The organism is Megalodesulfovibrio paquesii, assembly GCF_054653055.1.
Genome location: NZ_BAAIGQ010000005.1, coordinates 1,080,478 through 1,094,959 on the forward strand (window position 1 = coordinate 1,080,478; position 14,482 = coordinate 1,094,959).

Sequence of the window (14,482 nt, forward strand, 5' to 3'; positions counted from 1 at the left end):
AAACTCACCCCCATGTTCGAGCAGTACCTCTCCATCAAGGAGCAGTACCCGGACGCGCTGTTGTTCTACCGCATGGGGGACTTCTACGAGCTCTTTTTCGAGGACGCCGAAACCGCAGCCCGCGAGCTGTCCATCACCCTGACCAGCCGCAACCCCAATGAGGCCTCGCGCATCCCCATGGCCGGCGTGCCCCACCACAGCGCCAGGGACTACCTGGCCCGGCTGCTGGAAAAGGGCTACAAGGTCGCCATTTGTGACCAGATCGAAGATCCCCGTCAGGCCAAGGGACTGGTCAAACGCGCCGTTACCCGCGTGCTCACCCCGGCCACGGTGCTGGACGATGAATCCCTGGACGCCAAGGAGCAAACCTTCCTGGCCGCCCTGTTCTGGAACGACCGGACGGACACCGGCGCCCTGGCCTGGGCCGAGTTCTCCACTGGCGAATGGTCTGGCTTTGAATCCAGAAAGGAACAGGAGCTTTGGCAGTGGGTGCACAAACTCGCCCCGCGGGAGCTGCTGGTCCAGGATGGCCAGGGCAGCCAAAGTGGGCAAGCCCCGCACAGGGAGATGAAAGCCTTTCTTGACGAAGGCATCACCCTGGCCCCCGTGCCGGCCAAGGCCTACTTTGACCACGCCAGCGCAACCCAGCGTCTGTTCCGGGCGCAAAACGTTACCGACCTGGCCGTGCTGGATCTGGCCGACAAGCCCGAACTGACCCGTTGCCTGGGCGCCATCCTGACCTACCTGGAGCACACCCAGCTCCAGGAAGCCACGCACCTGGCCCCCTTCGCGCCCCTGGACCACTCCCGGCACCTGCTGGTGGATGAGGTCACGGAACGCAATCTGGAACTCTTCGTCCGCCTGGACGGCAAGAAGGGCCCCGGCAGCCTCTGGCAGGCCATCGACCGGACCATCACCCCCATGGGCGGCCGGCTCCTGCGCCAGCGCATGCGCCAGCCCTGGCGGGAGATGGGCCCCATTCAGGAAACCCAGGCCATGGTCGCTTTTTTCCACGATCAGGACGGCCTCCGGCTGGAGACTGCCCAGGCCCTCAAGGCCGTGGGCGATCTGGAGCGGCTCTCCACCCGTGTCTGCCTGGGCCGGGCCATGCCGCGGGACATGGCCGGCCTGCGCCAGAGCCTGTCCGGCCTGCCGCATCTGCGCGGCCTGCTCGCCGCGGCTGAACCGCCGCCGGCCCTGGCCAGACTCCTTGACCGCTGGGATGACCTGGGCGACTGCTTCGACCTCCTCCAGCGCAGCCTGACCGATTCCCCGCCCCCAACCATCACCGATGGCGGTCTCATCCGGCCGGACTATTCCCCCGAACTGGCCGAGCTGGCCGAACTGGCCGATCATGGCGAGGAAAAGCTCAAGCAGTTGTTGAACTCTGAGCAGGCCGCGCACAATCTCCCCCGGCTCAAGATGGGCTACAACCGCGTCTTTGGTCACTATTTTGAGCTCCCGGCCGCGGCCAGCAAACAGGCCCCGGCCCACTGGGAACGCCGCCAGACCCTGGCCAACTGCGAGCGCTTCGTCACTGCCGAACTGAAGGCCCTGGAACAGAAGCTCCTCTCGGCCACAGAACAGCGCAACGCCCTGGAGCACCAGATCTTTCTGGAGATTCGGGACCGCATTGCCGAAGCCCGGCCGCGCCTCTTATTCATGGCCGACGCCCTGGCCGGCATTGATTACTGGCAGGCCCTGGCCGAGACCGCCCGCCGTTGGGACTGGACCCGCCCCAGCCTGCACGAAGGCCCGGCCATCCGCATCGTGGCTGGCCGGCATCCGGTCGTTGAGGCTGTGCAGGGGGCATCGTCCTTCATCCCCAATGATCTGGACCTGGACGACGACCGCCGTATCCTGCTCATCACCGGGCCGAACATGGCCGGCAAATCCACGGTGCTGCGGCAGACGGCCCTCATCGTCCTGCTGGCCCAGATGGGCGGCTTCGTGCCGGCCAGGGAAGCCCGCATCGGGCTGGTGGACCGCGTCTTCTCCCGCGTCGGCGCGTCGGACAACCTGGCCCAGGGCCGCTCCACCTTCATGGTGGAAATGACTGAAACAGCCCGCATCCTGCGCCAGGCCACCAAGCGCAGTCTGGTCATCCTGGATGAGATCGGCCGCGGCACGGCCACCTTTGATGGCCTGGCCCTGGCCTGGGCCGTGGTGGAGGATCTGGCCCGCCGTCAGGGCGGTCTGCGGACTCTCTTCGCCACCCACTACCACGAGCTGACCTCCCTGGAAGGCCGCATCCCCGGCGTGCGCAACTGCAACATTGCGGTCAAGGAATATGGCGGGGAGATCATCTTCCTGCGTCGGCTGGTGCCCGGCCCGGCGGACAAGAGCTACGGCGTCGAGGTGGCCCGGCTGGCCGGGGTGCCGCCACGGGTGGTGCACCGGGCGCGCGAACTGTTGCAGGTTCTGGAAAAACAGGGTGGCGAGGGTCGGGCCCGGTTTGCCGAACAGATGGCCTGCCCGACCATGTTGCCGGGCATGACGCCGCCGTCCCTGCCCCAGCAGCAAACGCCTCCTCCCGTCTCACCTGAGGCGCTGGAGCTGCGGAAGGCCTTGCAGGGGCTTGATGTGGAACACCTCACGCCCGTGCAGGCCCTGACCCTGCTGCACGACTGGAAACAGCGCTGGGGCAGGAAATCACCGCGCCGTACCTGAAAAGGAAACGCCCCGCTGCGTGCGGGGCAGGAAACAACACCTGCAACACGTTTCGGCCCCGGCAGCCTTGGAGATTCGGGGGCTTTCGTGCTGCTGTGCTTTGTTATGGCAGCCTAGGCGGACGGCCTAGGCAGGGCGACTGGATCCCGAATCCGATCCCTTTTCGGCCACTCCGGCTACCTCGACAGGCGTGACAGGCGTGACAGGTGTGACTGGCCCGGACGAAGGGCCGGGGGGGCAGTCGTGCAAGGAAGGCGGCGCGGCTTCCTCAGCGATGTCGTGAGGAACATGCGTCGCTGCCATGAGGTTCCCTTCTTCCCCGGTGCGTTCCGCTGTTGCAGGAGCCTGCTGTTTTTTGCGCAATCGGCGCCACAGGTACACCCCACCTGCCACCACAGCCAGCCCCAGCAATGCCCATTGCTCATAGTGCTTGATTTTCACCAGCAGCACTTCCAGGGCCTGCCCGAAATAATACCCCCCGGCCGCCACGGCCACGGCCCAGACGCTGGCGCCAATGAGGTTGCAGATCATGTACAGCCGAACGGGGATGGAGCCCATCATCCCGACCACAAAGGGCGTGACCGCCCGCAGGCCGTAGAGAAAGCGAAAGCCCAGCAGCAGCGGGTACTTGTGTTTGTGAATCAGCCTGTCCACCTTGCGGGCCTTGCTGCGCAGGGACTGCCTGCGCCGCAGGAGCAACTTGCCCCGGTAGCGACCCAGGAAAAAGAAAAAAGTGTCCCCGCTGACACTGCCGGCAAAGGCGGCCAGCATCACATGCTCCAGAGGGAAGTAGCCCTGATGGGCCAGAAACCCGCCCACGATGAGCACGGTTTCCCCTTCCAGAAAAGTCCCGATCAGGACGACGAGCGCCCCGTAATTCTGCAACAAATATTCAAATGTTTCGAATGACATGCTCGTCATTACCCCTCAGTCTCCAGCGCACGTCGGCACCATTGCCTGCGTTGCCAGCACAGTCCCCTCGTTGGGCCATCAAGCAGGTTGGAATGCGAAGCGTCAGATGCCCGGAGGCCAGAACGCCGGTTCCCGCAGGCCCTCCCACCAGGGGAGACGCCGGAAGAGCCGGCGGCGGCGGGCATAGCTTCGGTCTTGCAGCAAGGCCTTTTCGATGAGGAACTGCCGGAGAATCCGCCCGGCTGTGGCGGCCAGGGGATGCGCCGCGGCCGTGGCGCGGCCCTGGGCGGCGATGGCGGCGCGCTCCCTGGGATGTTCCAGATAGTGGGCAACCATTTCAGGCAATTGCTGCGAAAAGGCGACGGAAAAGTCCCGTCCGGCGATAAAGGGGCGGGAATCGGCCATGGGTTCCGAAAGCAAAAAGGCGCCCATGGACAGGGCCTCCCAGACTCGCGGCGCCTCGAAGGCGGCGCCGTGATCGTAATGCAGATTCAGGACAATGGCCGCCGAGGCCATGGCCCGGCGTTTTTTTTCTCCCCACAGGCCGCAGTGCTGGGGAAACAGGCGGAACCGGCGCCCCAGCCTTGTCAGCAGCTGCTCCCGCCGGCCATCCACACCATCGGGCGCACCGACGAAGACAAGATCATACGCCGGTTCGCCCGGCGCAGCAATCTCCCTGGGCAGGGCTCCATGATCAAGGTGAAAGATCCTGGAATACCGACGGCTCAGCATGGCAGCCGTGACCGGGCTCCAGTCGAAGAGAAAGTCATAGGCGGCCCGGTCCCGTAAAAAGACGCGAAAACGGTCCTTGCCGAAGGTCATGTTGCCGGCCTCTGCCGTGGGCAGCTGCTCGGTGTGGATGCCGCCAAGGATCACATTTTCGGATATGATCTTGCGGGGATGTGCAAAAGAGTGAATCCCCAGCACCAGTACGCCATCCGCCTGTGCCACGTCTTGCAGTCGTTCCACACCGTGGGCGGCGGCGCCGAGGGCCTGCAGCTCCCGGACCAGGGCGTCGCGGTAAGGCACAAAGTATTTTTTGGCCGCCACCACGTGCAGGGCCAGGGGCCGTTCCTGCCCTGGCGTCAGTATAGCGGGTGTCTGTTCCGGCCTCATGGGCGCAGTGCCCTGGCCGCATCCAGCAGGGCGGCCACATCGCCGGACACGAGAAAGGGCGAGATGCCCCGGATGACCTCGATGTCCCAGTCCCACCAGGCCAGTTCCAGCAGCGCGGCTATCTCGTGCTCGGCAAAACGGCGGCGGATCTCCCGCGCCGGGTTGCCGGCCACGATGGCATATGGGCGGACATCCCTGGTGACCATGCTGCCTGCGCCAATGACCGCGCCGGAGCCGATGGTCACTCCGGCCAGGAGCGTGGCGCCGTGGCCAATCCAGACATCATGGCCGATGCACAGATCGCCCAGGGCGGCGGGATGGCCGTGGATGCCGGCCAGTTCGTCCCAGTCTTCATGCAGCACGGTAAAGGGATAGGTGCTCACCCAGTCCACCCGGTGGCCCACCATGAGCGCCGTGACCTCCGCGGCAATGGAGCAGAACCGGCCGATGATCACCCGCCCCAGGGAACCTTCCACCTGGAGCTTGCCATAGGTGTGCTCGCCGATATCAAAGCGCGGCCCCTTGAGGAGGTCGCGGGTCCAGGGTGGGATTTTGCTCATGATTGGCCTGGCCAGACAGCAGACTGAGGCTGCCTGTCTGGGTCTCGGGTTTTCTGGTGGTCCATTCCTCACCAAACGCGGGGAGAGGGAGAATCCTTCCTGCCTCGAAGGATCACCCCTCTCTCGCGTTCTTGTACCTCAGCTCTTGCGCAGGCGGAAGAGCTGCTTCTGGGTGGAGGATTCCAGGGGCTCGGTAAAGGCCGGGTCCAGAAGCTCCAGGGTCCAGCCCTGGAGCAGGCCGCGTCGGGTCAGGAGTTCCAGGTAGTGGAACAGGCCGTCCTCGATGCGGGCGTCGGGGTAGACGGCCTGGAGGTCCTCGGCGGGCACTTTCAGGTGTTCCCTGAGTTTGTACACCGGCCGGAACACCAGCAGAATGGCCTCGTCCACCATCTGTTGCACGCCCTGGAGCAGGCCAGGGCCGCGGCCCTCGCGCACACAGGTGTCGCCCATTACGTCGATGAGCACGGCCACATCAAAGCGGCCGTACTGCTCGGTGAACTCCGGGGCCAGGAAGTTGGCGGAATGAAACGAGACATTCTCCGGACCAAACCGGGCCTGGAAAAATGATCCGACCTCAATGGCTCGCGGAGAACGGTCAAAGGCCAGCACTTCCCGCGCCCCCATGATGATGGAGGCCAGGAAGGAATAATAGCCAATGTTGGATCCCAGGTCTGCAATGCGGCGGTTCTTCAGCTCCGCCCGCAAAAAACTGGGCGTGACGCGGTCTCCGGTGCCGTCATGGCGATGGTGGCGGCAAAGCTGCTCCACCTCTTCCGGCGTGCGCCAGATGGCTTCCGGATCCTCGATGTCACAAAGCGCATCAAGACGGTTGCGGAACTCCTGTTCGGAAAGAGCGCGCACGGCCTTGGAGTCCGGAAAGTCGTGGCGCCAGGAAGACGGATGCAATGTGGACATATCCACCCCGTTCGTCATATGGTGATCGCCGGCGGCTTGCGCGGCCGACTCAGGTGTTATACCCATTGCTGCGGTTGTTTCAAGCCGCCGCAGAACCTCCAGCCGATCGTGAGCCTGCCGTTTCCCATGCCCCCCATTTCCGTCCCCCCCACGTACAATATTCTGATGTACTCCCATGACACGTATGGCCTGGGACACATCCGGCGTACCCTGGCCATCGCTTCCCAGCTGGTGGGGGAAGGTGTGAACATCCTCATCCTCACGGGCTCGCCCATTGTGGGCCGGTTTAACGTGCCCGAGGGGATCGACTTTGTGCGCATTCCAGGGATGATCAAAAAATCCAACACGGTATACCTGCCGCACTCCATCAAGGTCAATGCCAGGCACGCCCTGCACATCCGGCGCAACATCATCACCGCCACGGCCCGGGCCTTTGACCCCTCCCTGTTCATCGTGGACAAGGTGCCCCTGGGACTCAAGCGGGAGGTGGCGCCCACGCTGAACTGGTTCCGCAAAACCCGCCCGCAGACCAAGGTCATCCTTGGCCTGCGCGATATTCTGGACGACGCCGAATCCACCCGCCAGGAATGGGAGGAACGCGGCGACCTGGAGGCCATGGACAAGCTGTATTCCGAAATCTGGGTCTACGGCATGCAGGAGTTGTACGACCCCATCAAGGAATACGGCATTCCGGAATCCATTAGCAAAAAAATGCGCTTTACCGGGTACATCCCGCGGTTTTCCTTCAAGAAGGCCGCCACCTGCCCGCCCCAGAACCTGAGCCGGAACAACTCCGACAAGCTCCGTGTGCTGGTGACCATCGGCGGCGGCGGGGATGGGTTTCCCGTGCTGGATACCTATCTGCGCATGGTGGAGCAAACCCCGGATCTGCCCTTCCGCAGTTCCATCGTCTGCGGCCCCTTCCTGCAGCCGGAGCTGCGCGACGAACTGGCCATGCGCGCCAAGGCCGTGGGGGTGTACTTTACCAACTTCGTCAAAAAAATGGAAAAACAGCTGCTGCAGGCCGATCTGGTGGTGGGCATGGGCGGGTACAACACCATTTGCGAAATCCTCTCGCAACGCAAACCCTGCCTGATCATCCCCCGCGACAATCCACGCCGCGAGCAGCTCATCCGCGCACAAATTTTCAAGGAGCACGGTTTGGCCGACTACCTGCCCTGGGGCGAGCTGACCCCGGACGCCCTGCGCAACAAGATTGTTTCCCTGTCCGCCAACCTTGCCCCGTATCACGAGGCCATGGCCCGTTTTCCCATGACCGGGCTGGAAGTCATGCGGCAGCGGCTGCAGGCCTTCCGGGAAGGTGCGGCATGAGCGCGCCCGGCACCAAGGGCGCGCCCGGCACACCGCAGCCGGTCCGCAAGCCCCGGTCTTCCAAAACCCCTCCGACAATGCAGGCCCCGCGTCTGGCCCTTGTACTCAAGGGCTATCCGCGGATTTCGGAAACCTTCATCATCAACGAAATCCGCCTGTTGGAACAGATGGGTTTTCGGCTGGCCATCATTTCCATGCGCCCCCCCCGGGAGCTGATCCGCCATGCCGTCGTGGATGAGATCAAGGCCCCGGTCTATTATCTGCCGGAGCATTTCTTCCGCAATCTGCATATTTTTCTGTACCATGCAGCATGCTTCGCCCTGCGCCGCCCGCAGAAGTGGTGTGCGGCCTTCGCTTACATGCTGTCGCGCATCCCCGGCTCCACCAGCAAGATTGCCTGCGTCAAACACCTGTTCCAGGCTGCGGTGCTGGCCCAGACCTTTCTGAAGACCGAGCGCATCGCCCATGTGCACGCCCACTTTGCCCACTCGCCCACTTCCGTGGCCCAGTATGTGAGCATGCTCACCGGCCTGCCCTTCAGTTTCACGGCCCACGCCAAGGACATTTACACCCAGAAGCCGGACCGCCTGCGCGACAAGCTGGAACGCGCCGCCTTTGTGGTCACCTGTACCCGGCACAACAAGTCCGCCCTGGAGGTCGTTGCTCCCCAGGTCAAGGTGCACTGCGTCTACCACGGCATCGAGCTGTCCCGCTTTACCGCGCCGCCCAGGCCTGCCACCATCGAGCCACCCTATCAGATCCTCACTGTGGCCCGTTTTGTGGAAAAAAAAGGCCTGCTCACCGTGCTGCAGGCTCTTTCCCGCATGAAGAGCCAGGGGCTCGCCTTCCACTATACCCTCGTGGGCGATGGCCCCCAAAAGGCCGAGCTGGTGCGCGAAATTGCCCGCCTGGGGCTGGAGGATGTGGTGGAGATGCCCGGCACCCTGGCCCACGATGCGGTGGTGCAGCTGTATCAGCAGGCCCACTGTTTTGTGCTGGGATGCAAGATTGCCAGGGACGGCGACCGCGATGGCATTCCCAACGTCATTGCCGAAGCCATGGCCATGGGCGTGCCCGTGGCAGCCACGCGGGTTTCCGGCATTCCGGAACTGGCCCTGCATGACGAGACCGCCCTGCTTTGCGACAGCAACAACCCCGCCGCCCTGGCCGAGAGCATGACCCGCCTGCTCACGGATGCGGAGCTGCGCGGCCGGCTCATCCCTGCTGCCCGGCAGCGGGTGCGCCGGGTGTTCGACAATCTGGTCTGCATCCACGAGCTGTCCGGCATTTACGCCAAGGCGGGCAATGTCCGGAACAAGCCAGAGGTGGCCGCATCCAAGCCGGCGTCCTCCCGGTCCGCATCTGCCCAGGCACCCCAGTCCTCCCCCAGAAAGCCGGCCAACGCATCATCGGCCTGAGTCCTGCCAGAGTTCGTGTTCCATGCGCCTGGCATTCGTCACGCCCATGCGTCCCCTGACGCACCCCAGGCTCTCTGGGGATGTGACCATTGCTCAGGATTTGTTTCATTTTTTCCAGGAGCGCGGGCACCAGCCCATCCCCGCAGGGCAGATTTCCACAGACCGGATCTGGGAGCAGCCCTGGCGCTGGCCCCGGCTGGCCCATGAGGCCCGCCGGCTGCGCGCCCTGCTGCCCACGGTGGATCTGCTCTTTACCTACCACGCCTACTACCGCGCCCCGGATCTGCTGGGCGCGCTGGCTGCCCGCAGGCGGACCCCGCGTATCCCTTACGTGGTGTTCGCGCCGGCCTATGCCACCAAGCGCCGCCGCCACTGGCGTTCCCGTCCCGGGTTCGAGTTGAACAAGCGCGCCCTCCGGCAGGCGGATCTGCTCGTCACCAACAAGCGACCCGAGCTTGAGAACCTGCGCCGTCTGGTCCCGGAAGAGCGGCTCCTGTACATCGCGCCGGGCATCCGTACCGAACGCTTTGCCCCGGACCCCGACGCCCGCGCCCGCCTGCGGGCGGTCTGGCAGGCCGGCGACGATCCCGTGCTGGCCGCCGTGGCCATGCTGCGCGAGGATGTGAAAGCCCAGAGTCTGGAATGGACCATCCGCACTGCCGGCCGGCTGCTGCGCCAGGGGCAGCCCCTGCGCCTGGCCGTGGCCGGGGATGGCCCGGCCCGGCCGCGTCTGGAGCAGCTGGCCGCCCGGGAACTGCCCGGTCGGGCGCACTTTGTGGGCCGCATGGAACGATTCCAGCTTCAGGAATTCTATTCCGCAGCCGATCTCTTCGTGTTTCCCGGCATTCGCGAAGGGTTGGGCATGGTCTATCTGGAGGCCCAGTGCTGCGGACTGCCCTGCGTGGCCTGGGACGATGACGGCGCGCCCGAGGTGATCCGTCACAACGTCTCCGGCCTGATCACCCCTGCTTACGATGGCGAGGCCTTTGCCGCAGCCACGGCGACTCTTTTGCGGGATCCGTCCCTGCGTCTGGCCATGGGCCGGGCCGCGCGCGAATACGTGCTTGCCAATCACGACGTGACGCGCAACTATGGGCAGATGGAAGCCCGCATTCTTGAATTGCTTGCCGCCCGGCGGCAGGAGGTCCGGCCATGATTTTCGGCATGCTTCGCCACGGCGAAACCGTCTGGAATGTGGACAAGCGCATCCAGGGGCAGACCGAGCATCCGCTTTCCGACCTGGGCCGGGAGGAGGCCCGCAGCTGGGGTCGCGCCCTGGCCGGCCAGGGCTGGCGGCGCATTCTGGTCAGTGATCTTGGCCGGGCCATGGAAACCGCTGCGCTCATCAACGAATCCCTGCACCTGCCCGTGGTTTCCGACGCCCGCCTGCGGGAACAGGACTGGGGCCAGTGGGTGGGCAAGACGGTCAAGGAATTGTGCGATGCCAGCCTGCCCGCGGTACAGGAACAGGAGAACCGGGGCTGGGAGTTCCGCCCCCCGGGCGGCGAAAGCCGTACCGAGGTGCTGGCCCGGGTGCTGGCCGCCCTGGGCGACCATGCCCTGGGCGACAACGGCTCGCCCTGTCTGGTGGTGGCGCACAAGGGCGTGCTCAAATGCCTAGCCTACCACTGCCTGGGCTGGACCTTTCTGCCCCATGAGCCCGACCCCCTCAAGCCGCACCGGCTGCACCGCTTCTCCTGGGTGGCGGACGAGACCGGTGGCCGGCTGCTTATCCTCAACCTCAACGAACGCCTGGAGCCTGCCTCGGCATGAGCGTCCTGTTTTATACCCAACACGTGCTGGGCATGGGCCACCTCTTCCGCAGTCTGGCCGTGGCCCGGGCCCTGGCCCCGGAGCCGGTGCATCTGGTGACCGGCGGCGCGGAGGCCCCGGCCACCCTGCCGGACAATGTCCGCCATCTGCCCCTGCCTCCCCTGATGATGGACGCGGAGTTCTCCTGCCTGCGTTTGGGTGAGAGTGATGCCCCAGACCATTTCCCGGACGCCGCCTCCCGGCGGGAGGCCCTGGTGGCCGCACGGTTTCTGGAACGCACGGCCCTGCTGCAGCACGCCTTTGCGGAAATCGGCCCGGATCTGGTCCTGGTGGAATTGTATCCCTTTGGCCGCAAACGCTTTGGCCAGGAAATCCAGCCCCTTCTGGAACAGGCCCGCGCCGCCGGCGTACCCGTGGTCTGCAGCCTCAGGGATATTCTGGTGGAAAAAAAGGATCAGGACGCCTACGAACGCCGCGTCCTGGACGCGCTGCACGCCCGCTTCGACGCCCTGTTAATCCATAGCGATCCTGATCTCTTCCCCCTGTCCGCCACCTTTTCCCGGGCCGGGGACATTGCCATCCCTGTGGCCTATAGCGGCTATGTGGCGCCGGAGCCCGTGCCGGCACCACAGGCCAGTGCCCTGCGGCGCGCACTCGGCCTGGCGCCGGGCGAGTCGCTGGTGGCGGCCAGTATTGGCGGCGGGGCCGTGGGCGACCATTTGCTGCAGGCTGTGCTGGAGGCCTCGCACATCTTGCAGACCACCCGCCCCCATCGGCTCCTGGCGCATGCCGGGCCATTCATGGACGAACCCCGCTACCGGGAGCTCGAACGCCTGACCAAGGGCGCGCCGTGGATCACCCTCTCCCGATTCACCAATGATTTCCAAACCCTCCTGGCTGCGGCGGACTGCTCCGTGAGTCTGGCTGGCTACAACACGGTCATGGGGCTGCTGGCCCAGGGCACGCCGGGGCTGGTGCTGCCCTTTGACCAGAACCGGGAGCAGCGCCTGCGGGCCACTGCGCTGGCCGAACGGGGGCTCCTGACCATCCTGGAACCGTCAGACCTCGCTCCCCCCACCCTGGCCGGCCGGATGGAGGCGGTGCTGCACACCGGGCGCGGCGCGGGTCATGGGGACGATGACGGCAGGCAGGAGCGTCCTGCACTCAATCTGGACGGCACACACGGCTCGGCTCGCATCCTGCGGGCATGGCGCGCCGCGCAGTGGTCCGAATCATCGAAATCCGCTTCCTTGCGGCAGACAGCTGGTCGAAACGTTGGGAGGTCATAATGCCCGTGCGCACCGCCCCCTGCGCCCTGTGGCGCACCGTTCCCGCCGATGCCCTGCGTCAGGCCCGGCTGGCGCTGGATCGTGGTCTGGAACATTTGCACACTCCCCACTGCCAGGTTTTTTTCCGGGCCGACGACTGCGGCGTGCCCGGCAAGATCTGGCAATCATTTGTGGAAATCTTCCTGTTCCGCCGCACGCCCCTGGCGCCGGCGCTGGTCCCGGCCTGGCTTTCCGCCGCACGCTGGCGGGCGCTGAAGGAACAGACGGCGCCCGCTCCGGAGTTGTTCGCCTGGCATCAGCACGGCCGGCAGCACGCGAACTACGAACTCACGGGCAAGAAAATGGAGTTCGGTCCTTCGCGGTCCAGGGAGGAAAAACTGCGCGACCTCGTCGCCGGGCGGACCCGCCTGCGGGATCTGCTGGGCGACTCGCTCCTGCCGGTCTTCACACCGCCCTGGAACCGGGTGGATGGCGACACGCTTGAATTGCTGGTGGAGCTGGAATACGCCGCCATTTCCCGCTCCCCGGGCGCACGTCCACTGGCGCCGGAAGGGTTGCCCGACGTGTGCATCAATGTGGACTTGCACACCCGCAAGGAGCCCACGTCCGAGTCGGCCTGGCAGGCCCTGCTGGGTGAGCTGGAACAGGGTGCCGCCGCGGGGCGGCTGGGCATCATGTGCCACCACCAGCGGATGAATCAGGCGGCCCTGGACTGGCTGACCGGCTTTCTTTGCCTGCTGGCCGGGCATTCCCGGCTGGAGCCGGTGGCCCTGGCGTCCCGGCTGGCGGCTTCAGGAACGCCCGAATGCGGACATCCTGCGCTTGTCATAGTCGCCTGACCTCGGCTATGGTGCGGAAAGGACGGAATCTTCTCCCTGCATTGCGGTCCTGCCGGGCCGTGCCGCGCGCCTGCGAGAGGGTGCGCCACCAAGGATAGCTCATGCCCCACGCCAACGGACGCCGTCACGTGCACCGTCTCATCGTGCTGCCCTGGAAGGCCTCGGTGGAAATTGCCTGGCGCAATCTGAAAGTGCGGTTTTTGCGCAATGTGATCACCGTGGTCAGTCTGGTGCTGGCGGTGGCGTTTCTGAGCTTTACCATGGTCAATGTGGATTTGGCCCGCGGCTATCTCTCGGCCGGGGGCGAACAGGCCATGGCCCAGCTGCAGCGTGCTGGCTATGATGTGGACACCGCCACCGGAACCGTGGGGTCCAGCGCCAAGGAACGCTGGATTGCCGTGCTTTCCCTGCTGGTCTGCGCCGTGGGCATCGTCAATGCCCAGCTCATGGCCGTGACCGAGCGCTTCCGGGAAATCGGGATCATGAAGTGCCTGGGCGCGCTGGATTCCATGGTCCTGCGGCTCTTTTTGCTGGAGGCGACCATGCAGGGGCTGGCCGGGGCCACCGTGGGCTGCCTGGCCGGGGCGTTCTTTGCCATCCTCCTGAATCTGCTTCGCTTTGGATTTTCGGCGCTACTCGGTCTGGCGCCTGTGGCGCTGTTCGGCTCCCTGGGGCTGGCCCTGCTGGCCGGGGTGGGCCTGTGCTTCATTGGTGTGAGTTACCCGGCCTATGTGGCCGCCCGCATGCAACCCGTGGTGGCCATGAAGGCCGAACTGTAAGGATGCTGTCCATGCAGCAGGCAGAAGACATCCAGACCGCCAGCACGCCGGTGGAAACGGCCGCGCCGGAAAAGGGGCCTCCCGCGAATGGGCGGCCAAACGGCTCCGGCCGCACCATCGTGCGCGTGATTGGCGTTAAAAAGGAATTCCAGCTCGGCAAACACCGGGTGCAGGCGCTCAAAGGGGTGGACCTGGAGATCATGGCCGGGGAATACCTGTCCATCATGGGGCCGTCCGGTTCGGGCAAGTCCACGTTATTCAATATGATCGGCGGGCTGGACAAGCCGAGCGAGGGCAAGGTCTTTATCGACGAGGTGGACGTCTCCCAGCTGGACGCCTACGAACTTGCCTGGCTGCGCAACAGAAAAATCGGCTATATTTTCCAGACGTTCAACCTCATCCCGGTGATGACGGCCCTGGAAAACGTCACCCTGCCCATGACCTTTGCCGGCGTGCACGCCGACGAGGCCGCGCGCAAGGGCATCGAGCTGCTCAAGCTGGTGGGCCTGGGCGAGCGTTTTCAGCACAAGCCCCTGGAGCTTTCCGGCGGCCAGCAGCAGCGTGTGGCCATTGCCCGCAGTCTGGCCAACGATCCGGCCATCGTCCTGGCCGACGAACCCACGGGCAACCTGGACCTGACCACGGGGGAAGAGATCATCGAGCTGCTCAAAACCCTGTCCGTGGAGCGCGGGGTGACCATCATCTCCGCCACCCACGACCATAAAATGCTCAACGTTTCCGAAAGAGTGGTCTTCATCCGCGACGGGCGTGTGGACCGCATCCAGGCCCGCGAGGAAATGTCCATCGTCATCGGCGCGGTGGGCATGTCCGAAGACAGGCGTCCCTTTGATGGCGCATGTCCTATCGACTGAGGGAGCG

At 65.0% G+C, this 14,482-nt stretch carries 13 protein-coding genes; 9 read left to right on the forward strand and 4 right to left on the reverse strand.

Annotated elements, in window-relative coordinates; all coding sequences use genetic code 11:
- Window positions 1-12 precede the first annotated feature (12 nt).
- A complete protein-coding gene (gene mutS, locus ACYQ00_RS11480; RefSeq protein WP_460032246.1) occupies window positions 13-2,670 on the forward strand; it encodes a DNA mismatch repair protein MutS in 2,658 nt (885 codons plus the stop codon).
- 126 nt (window positions 2,671-2,796) lie between these two features.
- On the opposite strand, the gene ACYQ00_RS11485 is transcribed toward mutS, so the two are convergent.
- The 4 genes from ACYQ00_RS11485 to ACYQ00_RS11500 all read right to left on the reverse strand — a co-directional run bounded on the left by ACYQ00_RS11485 (window position 2,797) and on the right by ACYQ00_RS11500 (window position 6,173).
- Window positions 2,797-3,591: a DedA family protein gene (locus tag ACYQ00_RS11485; protein WP_460032247.1), complete on the reverse strand. Its 795-nt coding sequence runs from the start codon at window positions 3,589-3,591 to the stop codon at window positions 2,797-2,799.
- A 93-nt stretch (window positions 3,592-3,684) separates the two neighbouring features.
- On the reverse strand, window positions 3,685-4,698 hold the full coding sequence (locus ACYQ00_RS11490; protein ID WP_460032248.1) for a glycosyltransferase family protein: 1,014 nt from the start codon (window positions 4,696-4,698) through the stop codon (window positions 3,685-3,687).
- A complete protein-coding gene (locus tag ACYQ00_RS11495; protein ID WP_460032249.1) occupies window positions 4,695-5,258 on the reverse strand; it encodes a CatB-related O-acetyltransferase in 564 nt (187 codons plus the stop codon). The genes ACYQ00_RS11490 and ACYQ00_RS11495 overlap by 4 nt, the downstream gene beginning before the upstream one ends.
- Before the next feature lie 138 nt (window positions 5,259-5,396).
- A complete protein-coding gene (locus ACYQ00_RS11500) occupies window positions 5,397-6,173 on the reverse strand; it encodes a methyltransferase domain-containing protein (RefSeq protein WP_460032250.1) in 777 nt (258 codons plus the stop codon).
- 126 nt (window positions 6,174-6,299) lie between these two features.
- Here ACYQ00_RS11500 and ACYQ00_RS11505 point away from each other — a divergent pair, with 126 nt between their 5' ends.
- From ACYQ00_RS11505 to ACYQ00_RS11540, 8 genes are all read left to right on the forward strand, one after another.
- On the forward strand, window positions 6,300-7,505 hold the full coding sequence (locus tag ACYQ00_RS11505; RefSeq protein WP_460032251.1) for a glycosyltransferase family protein: 1,206 nt from the start codon (window positions 6,300-6,302) through the stop codon (window positions 7,503-7,505).
- A gap of 77 nt (window positions 7,506-7,582) precedes the next feature.
- Window positions 7,583-8,923 carry a glycosyltransferase gene (locus tag ACYQ00_RS11510; protein WP_460032525.1) on the forward strand — a complete coding sequence of 447 codons (1,341 nt, stop codon included), beginning with the start codon at window positions 7,583-7,585 and terminating at the stop codon, window positions 8,921-8,923.
- Window positions 8,924-8,945: 22 nt separating this feature from the next.
- Window positions 8,946-10,079, forward strand: a complete 1,134-nt coding sequence (locus ACYQ00_RS11515; RefSeq protein WP_460032252.1) for a glycosyltransferase family 4 protein — start codon at window positions 8,946-8,948, stop codon at window positions 10,077-10,079.
- Window positions 10,076-10,696: a histidine phosphatase family protein gene (locus tag ACYQ00_RS11520; RefSeq protein WP_460032253.1), complete on the forward strand. Its 621-nt coding sequence runs from the start codon at window positions 10,076-10,078 to the stop codon at window positions 10,694-10,696. The genes ACYQ00_RS11515 and ACYQ00_RS11520 overlap by 4 nt, the downstream gene beginning before the upstream one ends.
- Window positions 10,693-11,985 (forward strand): glycosyltransferase family protein, encoded by a 1,293-nt coding sequence (locus ACYQ00_RS11525; RefSeq protein ID WP_460032254.1) that lies wholly within the window; start codon window positions 10,693-10,695, stop codon window positions 11,983-11,985. Before ACYQ00_RS11520 ends, ACYQ00_RS11525 begins: the two co-directional genes overlap by 4 nt.
- A complete protein-coding gene (locus tag ACYQ00_RS11530) occupies window positions 11,985-12,824 on the forward strand; it encodes a polysaccharide deacetylase family protein (RefSeq protein ID WP_460032255.1) in 840 nt (279 codons plus the stop codon). Before ACYQ00_RS11525 ends, ACYQ00_RS11530 begins: the two co-directional genes overlap by 1 nt.
- A 101-nt stretch (window positions 12,825-12,925) precedes the next feature.
- Window positions 12,926-13,603 carry an ABC transporter permease gene (locus tag ACYQ00_RS11535; RefSeq protein ID WP_460032256.1) on the forward strand — a complete coding sequence of 226 codons (678 nt, stop codon included), beginning with the start codon at window positions 12,926-12,928 and terminating at the stop codon, window positions 13,601-13,603.
- A gap of 11 nt (window positions 13,604-13,614) precedes the next feature.
- Window positions 13,615-14,475 carry an ABC transporter ATP-binding protein gene (locus tag ACYQ00_RS11540; protein ID WP_460032257.1) on the forward strand — a complete coding sequence of 287 codons (861 nt, stop codon included), beginning with the start codon at window positions 13,615-13,617 and terminating at the stop codon, window positions 14,473-14,475.
- Window positions 14,476-14,482 lie beyond the last annotated feature (7 nt).